Here is a 23,215-nt window from a genome sequence, read left to right on the forward strand (position 1 = left end):
CGCGTTTACGGGCTTGGACGTTGTTCGTCGTCTTCCTTGGGATGCGCGCCGCTTTCGCTTGACGGCGGAGGCGCGCTTGTAGGATTAGAACGCGAATTCGATCGTATCGACGGCACTCTTTGCGCCTGCCGCCGGTTTATGACATTCAATCCGGCTTAGCTCAAGTTGTGGATTTTCCGCAATTTGAGACAGTACCCGCAGGTAATCCTCGGTCAAGGTGCGGATCATCGCTTCTTTGAACAGCTTGGTGGCGTAGAAGAAGCCCCCGCTCAGCGCCCCGTTGTTTTCATACATAAACAGCGTCAGATCGAACTTCGCTTCTTCCAAATGGTCAAGCTCGTAAGTCTTCAGGCTGACCCCTTCCAGCTCGGCGTCTCGTTCTTCGATATTTTGCAAGTCGAAAACGGCATCGAACAGCGGGAAGCGGCCCGGCTCCCGCTTCACATTCAAACGCTCCACAAGCTCGTCGAATGGATAATCCTGGTTCTCAAAAGCACCCAAAGCCGTTTCCTTCACTTCTTCCAGGTAGGACAAGAACGTTTTGTCGCCCGACGGACGATTGCGGATCGCCAGCGTATTGACAAACATCCCGATGACCGCTTCCAAATCGGCGTTCGTTCTTCCCGCCACCGGGGTGCCCACGATTAAGTCCTCCTGCCCGCTGTACTTGGACAGCAGCACGGTATAAGCCGCAAGCAGCACCATGAACAGCGTGCTTTCACGCTCGGCTGCCAATTCGCGCAGCCGCGCAGAGAGAGAAGCTTCGACGTCGAACTCCAGATGCGCGCCTTCGTAGCTGCGAGCCGCAGACCGTTCGTAGTCCATCGGCAGGTCCGCCGTCGGCAGCTCGCCTTCGAAGGTTTGCAGCCAGTACGCTTCCTGCCGCCCGATCCGCTCTCGGTGGGCCTTTGACTGCTGCCAAACGACATAATCCTTGTATTGAATGCGCAGTGGCGGCAATTCTTCCCCGGCGTAGAAACTCGAGAACTCATCGATCACAATCGCCATCGATACGCCGTCGGACACCATATGGTGCATGTCGAAAAGGAGAATATGCAGGTTCGGCTCTAGCTCGATGGCCCCGGCGCGCAGCAGCGGCGGCTTGCCGAGATCAAACGGACGAACGAAGCTACGGACGATCTGCTCGATTTGAGCCGCATCCTCTTTATCCGCTTGATGATGCTCGATAGTAAAATCGACCTGCGGGTAAATCCGCTGAACCGCTTCGCCCTTCACGATTTCAAAACCGGTGCGCAGCGATTCATGCCGTGTTATCAATTTCCGCAAGGCGGCTTCCAAGCGGTCTAAATCAAACTCGCCTTCCACCTGCACCAGCTCCGGCATGTTGTAAAGCTGATCCGCTCCATCCAGCGTGTGCTGAATGAACAGCCGTTTCTGGGCGGAGGATAGAGGGTAGTACTCTCTCTCCTCAGCTTGAGGAATGGCCTCATGCTCCCGCCGTTCCATCCGTGCGATCGCCTCGGCCATCGCCGCAATCGTCGAGTGACGGAATACGTCGCGCAGTGGCAGGTTGACGTTTAATTCCTTAAATACCTTGCCCGCCAGCGTTGTCGCTCGCAGGGAGTGGCCGCCGATGTCGAAGAAGTTGTCGTGAACGCCAATCTCCTTCGCAAGCCCCAGCACCTCCTGCCAAATCGCCGCCAGCTTCGTTTCCAGCTCATTGCGCGGTGCGACGTACTCCGTTCCGCTTCCCGCTTCCCCTTCCGGCGCCGGCAGCGCCTTCCGGTTAATCTTTCCGTTCGGCGTCAGAGGCAGGCTCTCCATCTCCACGAAGTACGACGGGATCATGTAGCCCGGCAGCTCCTGCGCCAGCGCGCTGCGCAAATCGTTCACCGCCAGCTCCGCTCCGGTATCCGGCGTGTAATACGCGCATAGCGCCTTCTGCCCGTTCGCGTCACTTCGAACCAGCACCACCGCTTCGCGCACGCCTTCCAACCGCAGCAGCTGCGACTCGATCTCGCCCGTCTCAATCCGGTACCCCCGGATTTTCGCCTGGTTGTCGATCCGGCCGATGAAGTCCACGTTGCCGTCCTCCATCCACCGCGCCAAGTCTCCCGTGCGGTACAGCCGCTCGCCCGCGGAGAACGGACTGTCTACGAACTTCTCTTCTGTCAGCTCCGGACGGTTCAAGTACCCGCGCGCCACGCCGACTCCACCGATGACCAGCTCGCCCAGCACCCCGACCGGCACCGGATTCAGATGCGCATCCACGATATAGAATTTCGCATTCAGCCACGCTTTGCCGATCGGCACATGGCCTGTCTGCGGCAGCTTCGTCAGCGGCTCGTCGTAGAAGCTGGAGTCGATCGCCGCTTCCGTCACACCGTATGCGTTGATGATTCGGAACAACGAGCCAAAGCGTTCCTGCAAGGTGCGGTAATCCTCCACGCTGCAACTGTCCGAACTCGTAATCAACAGCTCCATCCAGCTCATATTCAGCCCCTGCTCGTACACGTACTCCAGGAACGGCACGATCAGCGCCGGCGTCGATTCGAAGAGGGTGACCCGCTCCCGCTCTATCCAGTGGTGCAGACGAGACGGATCGATCCGGTCGTCCTTCGGCACAATCACCATCGTACCTCCGTTATACAGCGTCCGCGCAATATCTCCCACAAACACGTCAAACGAGAAACTTGCCAGTTGCAGCAGGCGCACCGGGAACTGATCCAATCGGTATTCCCGCCGGTAGCCCGCCGCCGTGTTCACCAGACTGCGGTGCTCGATCATCACGCCCTTCGGCTTGCCCGTCGTTCCCGACGTGTAGATCACGTACGCCAGGTCCTCTGGACGGGCTTCATGGAAGCTGTCGGTGCCAACATTCTGTTGGCTCTTATCGCCATCGTCCACAGCATCCGTCAGCTTGCCGGAGACCATGCCGGAGACAATCGGCGCATTCGTCCGCTCCTCGCTGTACGACGCTTCGTCGTCCAGGTACAGCACCGCCGCCAGCGCCAGCTCCTCTTCGCCGAGCCAGGCTTCGGCACGCTCTCGCAGCGCCGTTTGCGTCAGCAGTACCTTCGCTCCGCTGTCTTCAAGCATGAACCGCACGCGGTCCACCGGATAATCCGGGTCGAGCGGCACATACGCCCCGCCCGCTTTCCAGACGGCCAGCACGGCCACCAGCAGGTCCACCGAACGCTCGGCAAGAATGCCGACGATCGCCTCCCGGCCGATGCCGTTTGCGCGCAGCGTAGCTGCCAAGCGGTTCGCCCGCTCGTTCAGCTCCGCATACGTCAGCCGGTCGTTCTCGTACACGACGGCCGCCGCTTCTGGCGTGCGCTCCGCCTGTTCCTCAAACAGCCGGTGGAACGCGGCCGCAGGAGCCTCTTCTAGCTGCGCCGGGTTAAACGCGCCGAGAATTTGCTCTTTTTCCTCTGCCGTCAGCAAGTTCAGCTCGGCGATCTTCGCATCCGGACGGCTTACGATCGTTACGAGCAGCTGCTCGTAATGTTTCGCCAGCCGTTCGACCGTCTCCCTTTTGTAGAGAGCCGTCGCATATTCGAAGCTGTAATCCAAGCCGCCGTTCTCCTCGCCCACATCCAAGCTGATATCAAACTTCGCGGTATCCAGTGCGCTCGCATAAGGAATCAGGCGAAGCCCTTCCAGCTCAAATTCCTCGTTCTCCGTATTCTGCATCGTAAACAGCGTGTCGAAGAGCGGATTGCGGCTTAAATCACGGGTGACTTGCACCTTGTCCACCAATTCTTCGAACGGATAGTTTTGATGTTCGAAGGCGTGGAGGGTCGTTTCTTTGACTTCGTTCAGGTATGACAGGAATGTCTTCTCCGAAGCCGGATAACTGCGGATAGCCAGCGTGTTTAAGAAAATCCCGATCAACGGCTGCACATCTCCATGATTCCTTCCGGCAATCGGCGTACCGACGATCACGTCTTCCTGACCTGAATATTTATGCAGAAGGACGTTATACGCCGCAAGCAGCACCATAAACAGCGTCGTGCCCGTTTCCGATGCCAGCTGCTTCAGGCCGTCGGTTTTCGAAGCGTCGAAGAAAAACTCCAGCGTTTGGCCTTCGTAGCTCTGCACGGCCGGACGCGGATAGTCGGTCGGCATCTCCAGCACCGGAAGCTCGCCTTGGAACATGTCCAGCCAGTACGCCTCCTGATGCTGAAGCCGTTCCTTCTGCTCCTGCGAATGCTGCCAAACGGTGTAGTCTTTGTACTGAATGCGCAGAGGCTCCAATTGCTCGCCGCCGTACAAGCGGACGAATTCTTCAACAAAGATTTCCATCGAGACGCCGTCGGAAATAATATGATGCATGTCGTACATTAGAATATGGCGTTCCGGAGCCAGCTCGACAAGGCCTACCCTCAGCAGTGGAGGCTTCGCCAAGTCAAACGGACGGACGAAACGGCGAACCGTCTCTTCGGCCTCTTGCTCATCCACTCGATAGAACTCCACAGCAAAATTCACGTCATGGTATAACCGCTGCGATGCTTCGCCATCCACCATTTCGAACCCGGTGCGCAGCATTTCATGCCGCGCCACGAGCTTACGGAACGCTTCTTCGAACCTTGTTCGATCCAAAGCACCTTCCAGCAGCATCGCTTCCGGCATGTTGTAGCTAAGCTCCGCGCCTTCCAGTTGATTCAGGATAAAGAGACGTTTTTGAGCAAAAGATTGCGGGTACACCTCTCGGTCATCCGCCACCGGAATGGCAACGAATGTCTGCTCATCCAGCCGGGAAATGGCGGCCGCCATGCTCTCGATCGTGGAATGGCGGAACACGTCGCGCAGCGGCAGATCCACGTTCAACTCTTTATGAATCTTGCTGACCAGCGTCGTCGCCCGCAGGGAGTGTCCGCCGATGTCGAAGAAGTTGTCGTGAACGCCAATCTCCTTCGCAAGCCCCAGCACCTCCTGCCAAATCGCCGCCAGCTTCGTTTCCAGCTCATTGCGCGGTGCGACGTACTTCGTTCCGCTTCCCGCTTCCCCTTCCGGCGCCGGCAGCGCCTTCCGGTCAATCTTTCCGTTCGGCGTCAGAGGCAGGCTCTCCAGCTCCACGAAGTACGACGGGATCATGTAGCCCGGCAGCTCCTGCGCCAGCGCGCCGCGCAGATCGTTCACTGCCAGCTCCGCTCCGGTATCCGGCGTGTAATACGCGCATAGCGCCTTCTGCCCGTTCGTGTCACTTCGAACCAGCACCACCGCTTCGCGCACGCCTTCCACCCGCAGCAGCTGCGACTCGATCTCGCCCGTCTCAATCCGGTACCCCCGGATTTTCGCCTGGTTGTCGATCCGGCCGATGAAGTCCACGTTCCCGTCCTCCATCCACCGCGCCAAGTCTCCCGTGCGGTACAGCCGCTCGCCCGCGGCGAATGGGCTGTCTACGAACTTCTCTTCCGTCAGCTCTGGACGGTTCAAGTACCCGCGCGCTACCCCGACTCCGCCGATAACCAGTTCGCCCAGCACCCCGACCGGTACCGGGTTCAGATGCGCGTCCACGATGTAGAATTTCGCATTCAGCCACGCTTTGCCGATTGGCACATGGCCTGTCTGCGGCAGCTTCGTCAGCGGCTCGTCGTAGAAGCTGGAATCGATCGCCGCTTCCGTCACGCCGTATGCGTTGATGATCCGGAACAACGTGCCGAAGCGTTCCTGCAAGGTCCGGTAATCCGCCACGCTGCAGCTGTCCGAGCTCGTGATCAACAACTCCATCCCGCTCATATCCAGTTGCTGCTCGTGCACGTACTCCAGGAACGGCACGATCAGCGCCGGCGTCGATTCGAAGAGGGTGACCCGCTCCCGCTCCATCCAGTGGTGCAGACGAGACGGATCGATCCGGTCGTCCTTCGGCACAATCACCATCGTGCCTCCGTTATACAGCGTCCGCGCGATATCTCCCACGAACACGTCGAACGAGAAGCTTGCGAGCTGCAGCAGCCGCACCGGGAACTGATCCAACCGGTATTCCCGCCGGTAGCCCGCCGCCGTGTTCACCAGACTACGGTGCTCGATCATCACGCCCTTCGGCTTGCCCGTCGTTCCCGACGTGTAGATCACGTACGCCAGGTCCTCTGGACGCGCTTCATGGAAGCTGTCAGTGCCAACATTCTGTTGGCTCTTATCGCCATCGTCCACAGCATCCGTCAGCTTGCCGGACACCATGCCGGAGCCAATTGGCGCATTCCCCCGCTCCTCGCTGTACGACGCTTCGTCGTCCAGGTACAGCACCGCGGTCAGCGCCAGTTCCTCTTCGCCGAGCCAGGCTTCGGCCCGCTCTCGCAGCGCCGTTTGCGTCAGCAGCACCTTCGCTCCGCTGTCTTCAAGCATGAACCGCACGCGGTCCGCCGGATAATCCGGGTCGAGCGGCACATACGCCCCGCCCGCTTTCCAGACGGCCAGCACGGCCACCAGCAAATCCACCGAACGCTCAGCGAGAATGCCGACGATCGACTCCCGGCCGATGCCGTTTGCGCGCAGCGTGGCTGCCAAGCGGTTCGCCTGCTCGTTCAGCTCCGCATACGTCAGCCGCTCGTTCTCGTACACGACGGCCGCCGCTTTCGGCGTGCGCACCGCCTGTTCCTCGAACAGCCGGTGGAACGCCGCCACAGGAGCCGCTTCCGGCTGCACCGGGTTAAACGCGCCGAGAATTTGCTCTTTTTCCTCTGCCGTCAACAAGTTCAGCTCGGCAATCTTCGCATCCGGACGGCTTACGATCGCCGCAAGCAAATGTCCGAAATGAGTCGACAGCCGCCGGATCGTGCTTTCTTTATAAAGAGCCGTTGCGAATTCAAAGCTGCACTCCAGGCCGCCGTTTTCTTCCGTAACATCCACACTCAGGTCGAACTTGGCCGTGCCGTATTCGCTAGGGTACGGGGACAATTTCAGTCCTTCCAGCTCAAACTCTTTATCCTCCAAGTTTTGCAGGGAGAACATCGTGTCAAACAGCGGATTGCGGCTCAAATCCCGGCTGACCTGCACTTTATCGACGAGCTCTTCGAATGGATAATTCTGATGCTCGTAAGCGCCTAAGGTCGTTTCTTTCACTTCTTCCAGATACGACAGGAAGGTCTTCTCCGAAGCCGGATAATTGCGAAGCGCCAGCGTATTGACGAACATTCCGATCAAAGGCTGCGTGTCTCCGTGCGTTCTGCCCGCAATCGACGTTCCGACGATCAAATCGTCCTGACCTGTGTATTTATGCAAAAGCACGGTATATGCCGCAAGCAGCACCATATACAGCGTCGTTCCTCTTTGAGTAGCCAGCTGCTTCAAGCCTTCGTTCGTTGCCTCGTCCACGAAGGACGTCAGCGTTTGTCCCTCAAAGCTCTGCACGGCCGGACGCAGATAGTCCGTCGGCATTTCCAGAACCGGCAGCTCGCCCCGGTAACGGTCCAGCCAGTAAGCTTCCTCGCGTTTCAACTGCACTTTGTGCTCGTCCGACTGCTGCCATACCGCATAGTCCTTGTATTGAATACGCAAAGGCTCTAATGACTCGCCGCCGTACAGACGAACGAGTTCCTCGACTAACACGTCCATCGAAACCCCGTCGGAGACGATATGGTGCATGTCGAACATCAGCAAATAACGTTCGGCTGCCAGCTCTACGAGCTCCGCCCGCAGCAGCGGAGGCTTCGCCAAGTCGAAAGGCCGGATGAAGGCCTGCACCACTTCGGGCGCTTCTTCTTCGCTCGCATGACGGTACTCGACGGCAAAATCGACGCTCTCGTAAATGCGCTGTACTGCTTCGCCTTGTACGATCTCAAAGCCGGTTCGCAGCGTTTCGTGCCGTGCGATCAGTCCGCGGAGAGCCTTTTCCAGCAGAGTCCGGTCAATCGATCCTTCCAGCAGCAGCACGTCCGGCATGTTGTAGCTCTCATCGGCCCCTTCCAGCTGATTCAGGATAAACAGCCGCTTCTGAGCTGAGGAAAGCGGATAATATGCTCTTGCGCCTGCCAGCGGAATCGACGAGAACGACTGCTGTCCGATCCGGAAGATGGCGAGAGCCATCTCTTCGATCGTCGAGTAGCGGAATACGTCGCGCAGAGGCAACTCAACGTTCAGCTCCTGATGCACCTTGCTCACCAGTGTCGTCGCCCGCAGGGAATGGCCGCCCAAGTCGAAGAAGTTGTCCAGGACTCCAATGCCGGAGTAGTCCAGCACTTTCTCCCAGATCTTCACAAGCTGGGACTCCGTCTGGTTACGCGGCGCTACGTATTCAACGCCCGTTTGTATGCCGCCTTGCGGCTCCGGCAGCGCTTTGCGGTCCACTTTGCCGTTGGTCGTCAGCGGCATGCGCTCCAGTTGCACGAAGTACGACGGGATCATGTACCCCGGCATTCCCTGGGCCAGCGAGGTTCTCATTTCGCTGACCGTCAGTGTCCGGTCCGCCACAAAGTAGGCGACAAGCGCCTTCTCCCCCCCGCCGTCCTGACGGGCGAGCACCACTGCTTCTTCCACGCCCTCGACGTTCAGAAGCTGCGTCTCGATTTCGTCCAGCTCGATCCGGTACCCGCGGATTTTGACCTGGTGGTCGATCCGGCCCAGGTATTCGATGTTCCCGTCCGGCAGCCAAGCCGCCAAGTCGCCCGAGCGGTACAGCTTTTCCCCCTCCGCAAACGGGGAATCGACGAACTTCTCCGCCGTCAGATCCGGGCGGTTCAGGTATCCTCTCGCAAGGCCTTCCCCGGCCACGTACATTTCGCCCGCTACGCCGATCGGCACAGGGCGACGGTTTTCATCTAAGACGTACACCCTCAGCGTCGGGATCGGCTTGCCGATATTGCTCTTCGCCGCCTCCATTTCCACCCACGTGATTTCCTTATACGTAACGTGAACCGTCGTCTCGGTAATACCATACATATTGATCAGCTTCGTCTCCGGGTACTTCGTCTTGAACCCCTTGAGCAGCAGCGGACTCAGCGCTTCGCCCCCGAAGATGATGCTGCGAATCCGCAGATCGTACGGATGGTCCGCCAAGGCCTCACGCAGCAGCTGGTAGAAGTACGTTGGCGTCTGGTTCAAAATCGTGACCTGTTCGCGGCCCAGCAGCGCCAGGAACTCGGCCGGATTTTTCGCCGTCAGCGGCGGTACGATGACCAGCTTGCCTCCGTTCAGCAGCGCTCCGTACATTTCCCAGACGGAGAAATCGAAGCAGAACGAGTGGAACAGCGTCCACGTGTCGGACGGCCCGAAGTCGAACAGGTTCTTGTCGTTGAACAGGAGGCGCACGACGTTCTTATGCTCGATCAGCGTTCCTTTCGGTTTGCCAGTCGTTCCCGACGTGTAGATGACATAAGCCAGGTTGCCCGGCCCGGAAATCGGCTCCAGGTTCGCAGCGTCCAACGCATCGGCAGCGTCCGCCCCTCTGTCTCCCCAAACGAAATCGTCCAATTCGAGGCGCGTTCCTGCGAAGTCGGTCTTCTCGTGCAGATGCTTTTGAATCAACAATAACGGCGCGCCCGAATCCTCGATCATGAAGCGGATGCGCTCCTCCGGGTAGTCAGGATCGACAGGCACGTATGCTCCGCCCGCTTTAAGAATCGCCAGAATGCCGACGACCATATCGAGCGAGCGTTCGGCCAGAATCGCTACCAGCTGTTCCGCTTCTACTCCCGTCTCCCGTAGCTTCCGCGCAAGGCGGTTGGATCGCTCGTTCAGCTCGCGGTAGGTCAGCTGCCGCTCGTTCATGACGGCGGCCACGTTGTCCGGGTAAAGCTCCGCCTGCTCTTCGAACAATTGAGTGAGCGTCTTCCCGCGCGGAAATTCCGTGGTGGTGTCGTTAAAACGTCCGAGAAGGTCGGCCTTTTCGGCCTCCGTCACAAGTTCCAGCTCGCCCACTGTAATTTCCGGGTTATCCGTCACCTGCTCCAGCAGATGGACGAGATGCCTCTTGAGCCGCTCAATGCTGTCTTTATCGAACACTTCGGCGTTAAAGTCGAACCGAATTTCGATCTCGACTCCCGGCACCACGGTCACGGTGAAGTTATAGTTCGTCTGCTCCTCCATCTGAACGTCAGCGATCGTCAGGTCGCCGTGCTGCTGGTCGCCCGCCTGCTCCATCTGCTCGTCCACCGGATAGTTCTCGAAAGCGATGATATGGTTGATCAGGTTCTGCTTTTGCAAGCTGCGGGCTTGAATTTCATACAGCGGATAGTAATCATAACGCCCGGACTCCAGCGCACACTCTTGAAGCTTCGCCATCAGGTCGGCGAACACAGTGTCCGCTTCGCTCGTGACGCGGACCGGTACCGTATTGATGAACAGCCCGATCATGGACTCGATACCCGGGATTTCTGTCGGTCTTCCGGCCACGATACTGCCGAATACGGCATCGTTTGTTCCGTTATATTTTTGCAGCATCACGCCCCAAGCGGCTTGCAGCAGCGTATTGACCGTAACCAGGCGCTGTTTCGCCACCCGGTCCATCCGCTCGCTCAAGTCCTTGCCCAGCTCGGCGGTGACGTGATCAGCCGTAAATCTGCCGTTCGGCGCCATTTCCTTTTGTCCCGGGAGTACGGTTTGCCCTTCATAATCTGCCAGGAATGCCGTCCAATAGCCGGATGCCGCCTGATCGTCCTGTTTCTCCAACCATTCGATATAGGCGCCATAATCCGATCCCTTATCTCCCGCTGGCTGCTTGCCGGATGCCAAGGCCGAGTACGTCTCAAACAGCTCCTGCGTCAGCTGCGACAGGCACCAGCCGTCCATCAAAATATGCTGGAAACTCCACAGCACATGATAGCTTTGCTCTTCGGTGCGCAGGATCGTAACCCGAACGAGCGCGTCATGTTCCAGATCGAAGCCGCGAAGCTTGTCAGCCTCAGCCTTTTGATCCAAATACGTTTGTTTCTCGACCGCCTGCAAATGAAGCAGTTCTTCATATTCAAAGCCGACCGGCTTGTCGCGGTATATGATTTGCAGCGGCTCGCCCGCCGGTCCTTTCACAAAATTCGCCCGCAGCACCAGATGACGTTTCGCAAGCTCCATCCAGCTCCTCTCGAAAATCTGGACGTCGAGCGCTCCCCGCATCGTAAACCGCGTCTGCTCGAAGTAAGCTGCCGTCTGCCGGTCAAGCGCGCTGTGGAACCACATGCCCTTCTGCATCGGCGTAAGCGAGTAAATGTTTTCGATTTCCCCGAGATGGCCCGAGCGCTGAGCAATTTGCTCCAATTCCGCGATGGTCAAGCCTTTAAATTGCACGTCGCTAGGCGTCAATTCGGTGTTTTCTTTGCCTGCGCAGTGGGTAATGAGCTCTCGGAGACTTTGCTCAAGCCGCTGAGCGAAGGCTTCCATCGTTACCTTGCGATACTGCTTCCGGCTGTAGCTGAGATCAAGCGATAAAGCGCCGTCCAGTACCATGCCGTTGATATCCAGCACAAAGCTGCGGGCCTGCTGGTTGCTGGTTGGGCTGCCGCTGGAATAAGAAGATATGCCGATCTCGTCCTGATTGGCATCATCGTCGAACTGGCCGAGGTAGTTAAAATTAATTTCCGGCTCTGCGCCCCAAACAAAGCCATCCTCCGATTTGGAGAGATAGCGGCATACGCCGTACCCAAGCCCTTTGTTAGGAATGCGGCGCAAGCTTTCCTTGACCTGTTTAATCTGATAGGCCAAATCCCGGTCGGTTTTCGGCTCCAGGACGACCGGAAACTTGGTCGTAAACCAGCCGACTGTGCGCGTGATGTCGATATCCGTTCCGATCGATTCGCGTCCGTGTCCTTCGAGATTGATCCGCACCCGTTCGTGTCCCGTCCACTTGCGAACGGCTATGCCAAGCGCCGTTACCAAAATATCGTTCATTTCGGTGTTGTAAGCCCGGTGAACCCGCTTCAGCAGCAGCTCCGTTTCTTCGGGAGTCAAACGAATGAACAGCGATTCGCTGTCCTGCTGCGTCGTAACGTCCTCCTCCAGATCCTTCGGCACGGCCGGAACCGCAATTTGTTCCACGGCCTGCCAATAGGCCCGTTCCTTCGCCATCTCCGGGCTTTGCACGTAAGCGGCCAGTTGCTCGGACCAAGTGTGGTACGCATCCGTTTTCGCCGGGAAACGAATTTCCTCGCTTTTGCCGGCCTGCTCGTAACCCAGAGCGAAATCCTCCATCAAAATGCGCCAAGACACGCCGTCCACCACGGCATGATGAACCGCGAGCAGCAAATGATCGCCGTCCGCGCACTGGAACAGTCCCGCCCTCACGAGGGGCCCGTTCTCCAGATCAATGCCCGCTTGAATGTCCGTTGCCTTCGCTTCCACAGCCTGCTCGGTATTTTCCGCATCCTTGAAGTCGAACACGTCCAGCGTGAACAGCCCGCCTTCCTGAATTGCGCGGTTCCGCGCGCTGAATCCTTGTTCCGTCTTGCGGAACACCATCCGCAAGACGTCATGATGCTCGGCCAGCTTTTGCAGCACCTGACGTACCGTCTCTTCGTCGAAGCGCTCCTTCCGGTACAGCATCACCGACTGGTTGAAATGATGCGGGTCTGCAAAGGAGCTCTCGAAAAACCAATGCTGAATCGGCGTCAGCGCCGTTTCACCCGTTATTTCGCCTTGATCGATGGTACGTCCGATCGGTTTCACATGCAGGCTGAGCTGTGAGATAGTCGGATATTTGAACAAATCCCGAATTTCCAGCTTGTACCCGGCTTGATGAAGCCGCGAAGATACTTGAATGGACTTGATCGAGTCTCCGCCCAGCTCAAAGAAATGATCTGTTACCCCAACGCGATCGGCGTTCAATACCGCCTGCCACACATCGGCAAGCGTCCGCTCGGCTTCATTGCGGGGAGCTACGTACGCGCCGCCGATCAGCGCATTTCCTTCCGGGGCGGGCAAAGCCTTGCGGTCGATTTTGTCATTCGGCGTAAGCGGCATCTGCGGAAGCTGAACAAAATGCGCCGGAATCATGTAATTCGGCAATTTTTGCGCCAGCCCACTTCTCAGCTCGCCGACCGTAAGCGGGCGGCCCGCGACCAGGTAAGCGCACAGCTCTTGCCCGCTTTTGCCTTCCCGCGCGATTACGATCGTCTCCTGCACGGAGTCGATCTTCAGAAGCTGCTCTTCAATCTCGCCGATCTCGATCCGGAAGCCACGGATTTTCACCTGATGGTCGATCCGGCCCAAGTACTCAATATTTCCGTCCGGCAGCCAGCGGCCGAGATCTCCCGTCCGGTAAAGGCGTTCTCCCGGCGCAAACGGATGTTCCACGAACTTCTCTGCCGTCAGCTCCGGAAGGTTCAGGTAACCTCTCGCAAGTCCCACGCCTGCCACGCACAGCTCGCCGTCTACTCCCGGAGGCACAAGCTGCAGGTGGGCATCCAAAATAAAAATCCGGTGATTGGCCAGCGGACGTCCGATCGGAATGACTCTGCGCTCCGGCTGCTCCTCATCCGCATCCCAAAGCGTCGTAACAATCGAAGCTTCGGTAGGACCGTAAGCATTGAAGTAGTGGACCTTCGATTTCCACTGCTGTACGAATTCGGCCGATACCGCCGAGCCTCCCGTTACGAGCTTCGTTAAGCTGGGAAGGCGGTCCGGGTTCAAGTAAGCGCTGTACGTCGGAGGCAAAATCGCCGCCGTAATCGCATGCTCGTTCATATAACTCTCGAACAGGCGGTTGTCGAGAATCGTCTCGGCCGTCGGGATGTACAAAGCCGCGCCAAAATAGAGCGCTTCGAACACTTCCCAGCAGGACGCGTCGAACGACAGGCTGGCGAATTGAACAATCCGGTCATGCTCCGTGATGCCCAGTCTGTCCGCGAACATCAGCTTCAAGCTGACCAAACCGCGATGCTCCAGCATGACCCCTTTGGGGTTGCCCGTCGTACCTGACGTATAGATGACATAAGCCAGATCATTCGGACCGCTGACCGGCTCCAGGTTCGAGCCATCGTCGCTGTAGGCCTGCTCGTCATCCAGCGCCAACACGATCCCTTCGAACGGCACCTGCTGCAGCAGTTCTCTTTGAGTCAGCAGCAGCTGCGCGTTCGAGTTCTCCAGAATGTAGCGGATGCGTTCTTCCGGGTATTCCGGGTCGATCGGCACGTAGGCACCGCCAGCTTTCAGAACCGCCAGAATGCCAACGACCGTCTCCAGCGATCTCCTGGCCATCAAGCCTACCAGCTGATTGGGCAGCACGCCGACCGATCGCAGCGTCCGTGCCAGCCGGTTCGCCCGTTCGTTCAGCTCCCCGTACGAAAGCCAACGCCCCTCAAAGACAACCGCCGTCGCTTCGGGCACCCGCTTCACCTGCTCCTCCACAAGCTGATGAATCGTCCGATCACGGGAATAATCCTTCTCAGTATCGTTAAAGCTTTGCAGCAATTGAAATTTCTCGTCCTCCGACAGCATGTCCGCCCGCGCGATATCCAGCTCCAACTCGTGAAGCCCCACGACCAGCAGGCGATTCAGATGGCCGACGACCCGAGTCATGAACTGAGAGTCATATAAGTGCTCGTTATATGACAGCGCTAGCTGAATCGTCCCACCGGTTAAGCTGAATTCAAAGGAACAATCCGTGACCACGTTTTGCCCGATTTCGTCCAGATGCAGCTCCTTAAGGGATACTAGCGTATGGATGACGGGTATCCCGTCCGCATGTTGCAGGTCCAGCTTTTCCGTCATTTTCAAGAACGGAATATGTTGATGCTGAATCGCTTCCGGCAAGGAAGTTCTCAGCTCGCTCAGAAGCGTTTTAAAAGTCGCACCCGCCGAAAGCGAGTTTTTCAAAATGACCGAATGATTAACGGATCGGCGCGTCTCCGTCGGTTTCCGTACAACCGGCATGCCGACCAGAATGTCAGAGGCGCCTGTATATTTATGCAAGAGTGACTGAACACCGGCGAGCAAAATCATAAAAGCGGCCAGCGGAGCTCCCTTGCTCATTTGAAGGACACGCTGCGCCGCTTTCTCCGAAAGCGAACCGCCGACGGTTGCCAGCATGGGCGGCAGGGAGCTTGGAGCTTTGCTGTAAGGCAGCCGCGTCAAGGTATAATCGTCGCTACCGAATTTTTCGTTCCAAAACAACGTTTCTTTTTCAAAAGCCATCTGGATCGTTCCCTTCTCTTCATCGGTAAAAGCAATCCGGCGGAGCATATGCGGCAGCAACGCTCCCCGCCTTTTCAAACATGTGACAACAATATCAATGGCTTTCGCCAGGTCACCGCTTCACTTGCCCGGTTGATCGCATGCGGCAATTCTCTGCCTAGCAGTTGTCCCGCTCGGCTACCATGCGTGAAAGACAACAAAGAGCATCGTTTTACGCAAGAGATGCGTCTGCTTCCGGCTCCTCTGCTTCAATATGCTTGCTGCGGACGAGCCGCCCGAAGACGGGCTTTGGTTTAACATTGGGTTCGGAATTGAATTTGGGGGTAGACAAGGGATGTTCATCCCATCGATGTAGGCTTGCTGTAGGGTTACCGGTCGGCCAGCAGGAAGTCGGCCGTACCTCCGGATTCGGCACCGGAGCTGCCTTGGTCGAAGCTTATATTTAAGGGGTATTGATACACTCTATGTACGATTTGTGTATTTCCCGCAGCCCTGGTGTGGATAAGTAAAAATTCGGCTGCGCGGTAGTGAGCTTTTCCTGACGATTAGATGTGACGAATGGTGCCGCTTCCATCGCGTTCGTCTCCGTCGGACCGCAGATTTGAAGCTTGTCATTCAGCTTCTTCGGCTCCAGGATCCGCTCCGAGAGGCTCTGGATGAATTCGCGATTGGCCATTGTATACATATCCAAACCGTGCATAATCCGGTCGGAGGTCAAGTAATCGAGAACCCGGTCCTTAATATAATCGTTGTTATGACCGAATTCAGCGCCTCGACACCTGCCCAAAGAATCAATATAGGCTTTTCCGTCCTCAGAATATATCAGGTCCCTCTTGGCCCGGTCGAATACCACCGGAAAGCTTCTGAAGTAAGGTCTTACGTTGGATTCCAGCTATTCAAAAATGCTCACGCACTTCATCCTCCATCGGAATTGGGATAAGGTTGGCTTCATCCTTTCTGAACCTTCTGACGTCATGGAGCAACATATTCTGCGCCGTCATTTTCCACAATTGTCGGTTCCTGCAAGCCGGGTAACCAGTGGACTGGTCTCTCGCGCACAGCTTGGATAGGTATAAAAACCATCCAATTCTATTTTATATCATAATTGGAAAGTCGATCTAGGTAAAATTATATCAAAATTCCGAAGAATGTATAGTAAAATTTTAGTTAAATTTGGTCTGTCTAACATAAGCTGTTAACATCTTGCCTAGAAAGAGCGAATGGAAAAGAAACGCTGGGAATAGTTTGCCATCAATCGAGGAATTCGAAGCGTGTCGACATTCAGGCGGGGTGCTAGCGATTTGGGAGATCTTCCCTGTAAATATTCTCTACCGGTGCTCCGAATCCTTTCGCTTTGCGATAACTTAACATAAATACCTAACGAATTTCTGGAAGCCTGGCTGGAAACGTGACTGGATATCAGCTGGATATTCCGCTGGAAAATCCGTTGGATACTCGGTTGGAACACCTGATGACTGTCCGGCTGGAAGCTGGCCGCAGCGTCCGCCCGGATGACAGCCGGCATAGTTTTTTCCAGCCGTTTTCACTGCCCCTCTGCTAAGTAAAGAGCAGATAAATTCTGCCCCTCCTCATCAAACCGTACGTGAGGTTTTCCCTCATAATAAAAATAGTGTTCTTTGATACAGGCGTATCTCCAAAGATTAACCACTCTATATAGGAATTGAAGTTTTCTTTAATTGCTATAAGTACATCAAGAGAGGATTTGTATTTATCTTGCTCCAGCTCACTCAACGTTGCTTGAGAAATTCCAATTATATTTGCAAACTTTATTTGATTTAAATTGTTTTTCTAATAGTTCGAATGCGTTGGCCTATGGTAGACATAATTGCCCTCCTAAGCAAAAAAAGATCCCGATATATCATCGGGATCTTTTTTGATGTTTGCAAAATGACTGGTTCCACACTTTTTATCACCAGAAATTTAATTTAATCAGCGCTTTACTAAAGCTTATTCTACAGTAACACTTTTCGCCAGGTTACGTGGTTTATCAACGTCATGACCCAGTGCAAGAGAAGCATAGTATGCCAACAGTTGGAGAGATACAACCGAAATTGCAGCAGACAGGATTGGAAGTGTCTTTGGAATGGCAAATACCTGATCCACGGACTTCAGCAACTCAACTGCGTGCTCTTCGTACGTAATCGCAAGAACATCTGCACCACGAGCCTTAACTTCCTTAATGTTGCTCACGGTTTTCTCCAACACTGATTCCTGTGTTACCAAAGCGATAACCGGAATGCCGTCCTCAATCAATGCCAGTGTACCATGCTTCAATTCACCCGCAGCATAAGCCTCGGAATGAATGTAGGAGATTTCCTTGAGCTTCAGGGAGCCTTCCTGTACTACAGCATAGTCCTGACCGCGACCAATAAAGAACAGGTGCTTGTGGCTTGCAATTTGCTCAGCATAGGCTTTGATCGCATCCGCTTTACCCAGCATCTCTTCCACTTGCTCTGGCAGGGATTCCATAGCAGCCAGCACATGAGCTACTTGCTCATCCGTTTGTGTGCCACGCACCTGAGCGAGGTACAAACCAAACAGATAGAAAGCAATCAACTGCGAAGAATATGCTTTAGTGGAGGCTACGGCAATTTCTGGTCCTGCCAGTGTAACCAACACATCATCTGCATCACGGGCGATGGAGCTACCGACTACGTTGGTAATCGCCAGTACATGAGCGCCGTTTGCTTGTGCTTCACGCAGTGCTGCCAACGTGTCAGCAGTTTCACCGGATTGGCTCACCACGATCACCAATGTCTCTGGTGTTACGATAGGTGAACGATAACGATATTCGGAAGCCACATCATTTTCTACCGGTATACGAGCCAGACTTTCAATAACTGTACGACCAATCAAACCAGCATTGTAAGCTGTACCACACGCGACAATTTGAATGTTGCGGATATTTTTAATTTGTTCTTCTGTCAGCTTCAGCTCAGGAAGAACAACTTTTTTAGTATCTTTATCGATACGGCCCAACATTGTGTCACGATAAGCCTTAGGCTGCTCGTGAATTTCTTTCAGCATGAAATGCTCATAGCCGCCTTTTTCCGCTGTTACAGCATCCCATTCGACATGAATCATTTCCCGAGAAATAAATTGGCCTTCGATTGTCATTAATTCGACAGCATCACTGGTCAAAACAGCCATTTCGCCATCGTTCAAAATAAATACATTGCGTGTATATTTCAGAATAGCCGGAATGTCGGAACCGATAAAGTTCTCGCCTTCTCCCACACCAATAACCAGCGGGCTAGCTTGACGAACAGCAACCAGCTTATTAGGCTCATGCTCTGTCAGCACACCCAGTGCAAAAGCACCGCGCATAAAGGTAATAGCTTTTTGTACTGCTTTAACGATATCCCCTTTATATTCACGCGCAACCAGATGGGAAATAACTTCCGTGTCCGTTTCGGAAATAAAGGTATGACCTTCGCTGATCAGCTGCTCCTTCAACTCCAGATAGTTCTCAATAATTCCGTTGTGAACTACAGAGAACTTTTGGCTCTCATCCAAATGTGGATGGGAGTTTTCATCAGAAGGCTTACCGTGCGTTGCCCAACGTGTATGTCCGATACCTGCATGGCCTACCAATGGCGTACCATCCAGTTTAGCTTCCAGATTTGCCAGACGACCTTTAGCCTTGGCTACTTGCAATCCTGAATCTGTAAATACGGCAATACCCGCAGAGTCATAACCGCGATACTCCAGCTTCTTCAATCCGTCAATCAATACCTCTTGTGTATTCTGATTACCAATATATCCTACAATGCCACACATATTCGTTATCCTCCCGATCATCATTTCACAAGACGACTCATCACAGGACTAACGTGTGCGGTAGATTGTGGAATAAAGTTCATTCATCTATGAAGTTGTCAATGATAACTATAGAATTTACAGGCATCTCTTCACGAATGTAACGAAATTCCCAAACCGCGCACGCCAATGATGATGGCCGCACATTCATGAAATGAATCTTATAATTTAGGTTATAAAATAATAAAGGCATCTACCGGTGCGTTGTGTAAACAGTTGCCTGTTCATTTTCCGCTGCCGGTTTACGGCTTGATGCTTCACCGGAAGGTCCCCGCCGAATGTTTCGAACACCTTCACCTCGTCAGCTTGTTTTGTCGTGAACCGATTTGCGAGCAACTTTATCTCAACTGAATCCGTTGCTTCTCCACCAAGTTCCCCCGCACAAAATCAAGCTCTGGCGCTTGTATTACGTTACCTTACAACCCTCGCTTTCTCTATCTGAGTCACAGCATCCCTATATTATATTCAGCTAAGTATCATTTGGCAATGACACTTTATTCATAATTACACTATGAAGGCCATAAATCGTTAGTAAATAACCGCAAACGCCGTTGCCTGCTTCTTTTTCACAGGCAACCGACGTTTACAAAATTTTAAACTAATTCTTTCTTCACGACATCTACGATCTGACCGACAAATTGCTCAAGTTCGTCCTTATCCGGGCCTTCGGCCATCACACGAATAAGTGATTCTGTGCCTGAAGCACGGACCAATACACGCCCATTATCGCCCAATTGTTGTTCCACCTGCTCAATTGCTTCTGCAATAGCAGGATTCCCCTCGTAATTGCGTTTGTCCTGCACACGCACATTTACGAGCACTTGCGGATACTGTTTCATGAGCGATTTTAGCTCACTCATTTTCTTGCCAGAAGCTTTCAAGGTATCTACCAGCTGAATCCCGGTCAGCATGCCATCGCCTGTCGTATTGTGATCCAGGAAAATAACATGACCAGACTGCTCACCGCCCAGATTAAATCCACCCCGACGCATTTCTTCCATCACATAACGGTCCCCGACCGCAGTTTTTGCAGTCTTGAGTGCCAGCTTTTCAGTAGCTTTATAAAAACCGATATTACTCATCACTGTCGAAACAATGGTGCTATCCTTAAGTTTTCCCGCGCGGTTCATTGCATCTCCGCAAATGCAGAGAATATAGTCGCCGTCTACCTCTTCCCCGTTCTCATCAATCGCGATCAGACGGTCGGCATCGCCGTCAAAGGCCAGACCAATATCCGCTTTCAAGCGGCGCACTTCCTCTTTCAGCTTTTCAGGATGAGTCGATCCGCAATGATCATTGATATTCAAACCGTTTGGCTCGGCACCGATGGTGTGTACCTCAGCTCCCAGTTCTGCAAAAAGCTTCGGCGCCAGCTCATAAGCTGCTCCGTTTGCACAATCCAGTACAATTTTTAACCCTTCAAAAGAATGGTTAATTGTTGTTTTCAAGAACTCCAGATAATCGTAGCGGGAATGCTCGTCTACAACAACCGTTCCCAATCCGCCGCCAATCGGACGAGGAAGTTGGTCTTCTTTTGCATCCATCAGCTCTTCAATTTTCAATTCCGTTTCGTCTGTCAATTTAAAACCGTCGCCGCCAAAAAACTTAATGCCGTTGTCTTCAACTGGATTGTGGGATGCTGAGATCATCACACCAGCGTCAGCTTTCAATTGACGTGTGAGATATGCCACCCCAGGTGTCGAAACAATACCTAGACGAACCACATTAGCCCCAATGGACAGCAAACCGGCTACAAGAGCCGATTCAAGCATCAGTCCAGATATCCGTGTATCCATACCAATAACAACTGTCGGTTTCTCTACATTACCTGCTAAAACATATCCGCCGCAGCGGCCAATGCTATATGCCAGTTCGGCTGTAAGTTCCTGATTAGCAACGCCTCGTACACCATCTGTACCAAAATATTTCCCCATGTAAAATGACTCCCTTTTTTTGTCTAATAAATCATGATTATTTACTACAGATAAAACATGTTATGGCTGACTGTTCTCCGAGGTTCCATTCGCAGAAGAATCTGCGCCGTTATGAGGATTTGTTTTATCCTCCGCAGTTGCGTTGTCCCCGGTATTAGCGTCAGAGTTTCCACCTTGATTGCCTTGCCCCTCCTGTGGCCTCTCCTGCCCCTTATCGCCACTACCAGAGGGGTTTGATTCATTCTCACTATTCGGATTCGTTACAGCAGGCGTAGAAGGGCTCTCAATGTTGACCGTTGCCTTTAGTTGGCCAGCATTCCCGGCTTGCGTAATATATTTAGGCAAGCCTACTTTCAGAGTAACCTCGTGTTGACCAGCGGCGAGGCCACTTACATTTGCCACCAAACTAATATCATCATTGGTTAAATTGTTTACCATATCCTGCGGGCCCTTCACAGTAACATCCATCGTCTTGCCTGCGGGCGCTGTAACAGTCGCCGTCGCTCCATCTCCTGCACCTTGTAAAACGATTGGGATGCCTGACAGCGTCCGTTCCGTATCTGTGACTTCATTGGAAGGAACGACGGTCACCTGAATTTGTATTGACCCTGGCTCGATTTTATCAGAACCTGAGGGGGCTGCCAAATTAGCTTGAACTGCACGGGTCCCCGCTTCCGTAAATTGACTTAAATCCAATGTAGCCGTGACGTAAGAGCTAAGACTGCTCAATACATCCTGCGATGCATATACCGCCGCTTCTTTCATGTTTGCATTGACTTTAGAAAGCGCCAATCCGTCTGGCAACTCTCCGGAATAGACAATCTTAACAGGCACAGATTTCGCCTGCTGAGTTACCGGTATTTCAACGGACACAGTGGATGGCTCAATGACCGCTCCTGTAAGTTCCTGTCCCTTTTTGTTATAAGCCTTCAGTTTTACACGCTTCTGTTCAAACTTTTCTGAGATGCCATCTGTATTAACAGCCCCCTGAACGGCAGTGACGGTACTCAACTGGCTTTTGGGCAAGGTAACCTTCACGGTTTGAGGAGCAATCACAGGCTTACCAAGCTGTAGTCCCGCATCTGGATTTCCTTTAGGAACTATAGATACATTAAATGATTTCGTTTGTTTTTCCTCAATCGTCACTGTAACACGGTTAGGAGTCATAGATACCAACTCCACTCCATCCGGCAAGTCCGGTTCGAGTGACAATGTTTTAGTACCTGCCCCTAAGCCGTTTAAGTTTAGCTTTGCCTGATAATTATCCGCGAAAAAGGAAGTCAGCACAGAGCGCTGTCCTCTGACCTCCATCTTAACATGGTCAGTATCCATGGTTGACAATACATATTTTGAATCATCCAGACCACTGGCCTGAATGCCCACATTATCTATCACTTTATTATTATAAGAAACGGTCAGCGTAGATGAGGGTGTCCCTGTATCTAGATGGACCATTCCCCACAGCAGGATAGCAACCGCAAGCGCCAATATCTTGGAAATCGTATTATTGTTAATCCATTTGTCCATCATGAATTTCCACGGCCTCCCCTCCGATTCCAGAATGAGCCGCGTTTTTCCTTCAAAGACGGTGTTGGCCGCAACTCCTCATACAGCTTGGAGATTAGGGATTCTTCCTTAATGTCGCGCACGACCTGTCCATTAATGGCCAAAGAAATTTGCCCTGTTTCCTCTGATACTACGACAGTTACGGCATCCGTTACCTCACTCACCCCAATCGCAGCACGGTGACGGGTTCCCAGCTCCTTGCTGATGAACGGATTTTCCGATAATGGTAAATAACAGGCCGCAGAAGCAATCTGTTTATTTTGAATAATCACTGCACCATCATGCAGAGGTGTATTAGGAATGAAGATGTTAATTAGCAGTTCAGAACTGACTACAGCCTGTGTCTTGATACCAGACTCTGTATATTCGTTTAGCCCTGTCTCACGCTCAAATACGACCAAAGCTCCTATTTTCCTACGTGATAAATAATTCAGCGCCTTAATCATTTCTCCGATTAACTTGTTAATCTCTTCATCATCCGCAGACGAACGCCCAAATAGTTTGCCACGCCCCAACTGTTCTAGTGCACGACGCAACTCAGGCTGAAAAATAATAAAGATAGCCACCACACCAAAGGTGAACATTTGGTTCATCAACCACTTGAGCGTATACAAATCAAACCAGGTACTAACCGCCCAAATGACAACCAGAAACAGAATCCCTTTCAACAATTGAACTGCACGCGTTCCGCGAACAAGTAAAATAAGCTGATACATAATATAGGTTACGATCAAAATGTCGATAATATCTTTAATGGACTCTTTCCAAGTCAGGTCCGCAAAATAATCCAACATGCGCATGCCCCCGCAATTTTCTGTAGTGAGTGGGTGTAATATGTACACAGTATGCTC

General features: G+C 53.6%; 5 protein-coding genes and 2 pseudogenes. All 7 read right to left on the bottom strand.

The genetic code is table 11. From position 1 onward, the window contains the following. Positions 1–84: 84 nt before the first annotated feature. The 7 genes and pseudogenes from KAI37_RS22520 to cdaA all read right to left on the bottom strand — a co-directional run bounded on the left by KAI37_RS22520 (position 85) and on the right by cdaA (position 23,158). Complete coding sequence (locus KAI37_RS22520; protein ID WP_481856622.1) at positions 85–15,072, bottom strand: amino acid adenylation domain-containing protein; 14,988 nt, start codon at positions 15,070–15,072, stop codon at positions 85–87. A gap of 514 nt (positions 15,073–15,586) precedes the next feature. Continuing rightward, positions 15,587–15,916: pseudogene (locus KAI37_RS22525) on the bottom strand (diaminobutyrate--2-oxoglutarate transaminase); the annotation flags it as partial. 665 nt (positions 15,917–16,581) lie between these two features. Continuing rightward, positions 16,582–16,821 (bottom strand): annotated as a pseudogene (locus KAI37_RS26830) (helix-turn-helix domain-containing protein); the annotation flags it as partial. Between the two features lie 171 nt (positions 16,822–16,992). Next, positions 16,993–18,825: a glutamine--fructose-6-phosphate transaminase (isomerizing) gene (glmS, locus tag KAI37_RS22535; protein ID WP_071643165.1), complete on the bottom strand. Its 1,833-nt coding sequence runs from the start codon at positions 18,823–18,825 to the stop codon at positions 16,993–16,995. A gap of 632 nt (positions 18,826–19,457) precedes the next feature. Next, positions 19,458–20,798, bottom strand: coding sequence for a phosphoglucosamine mutase (gene glmM / locus KAI37_RS22540; protein ID WP_071643166.1), 1,341 nt, complete (start codon positions 20,796–20,798; stop codon positions 19,458–19,460). Between the two features lie 60 nt (positions 20,799–20,858). Next, complete coding sequence (locus KAI37_RS22545; protein ID WP_071643167.1) at positions 20,859–22,328, bottom strand: CdaR family protein; 1,470 nt, start codon at positions 22,326–22,328, stop codon at positions 20,859–20,861. Then, positions 22,325–23,158, bottom strand: a complete 834-nt coding sequence (gene cdaA, locus KAI37_RS22550; protein ID WP_013312127.1) for a diadenylate cyclase CdaA — start codon at positions 23,156–23,158, stop codon at positions 22,325–22,327. Before cdaA ends, KAI37_RS22545 begins: the two co-directional genes overlap by 4 nt. Between the last annotated feature and the right edge of the window lie 57 nt (positions 23,159–23,215).

The organism is Paenibacillus sp. S25 (genome assembly GCF_019454085.1).
Lineage (GTDB): Bacteria > Bacillota > Bacilli > Paenibacillales > Paenibacillaceae > Paenibacillus > Paenibacillus polymyxa_B.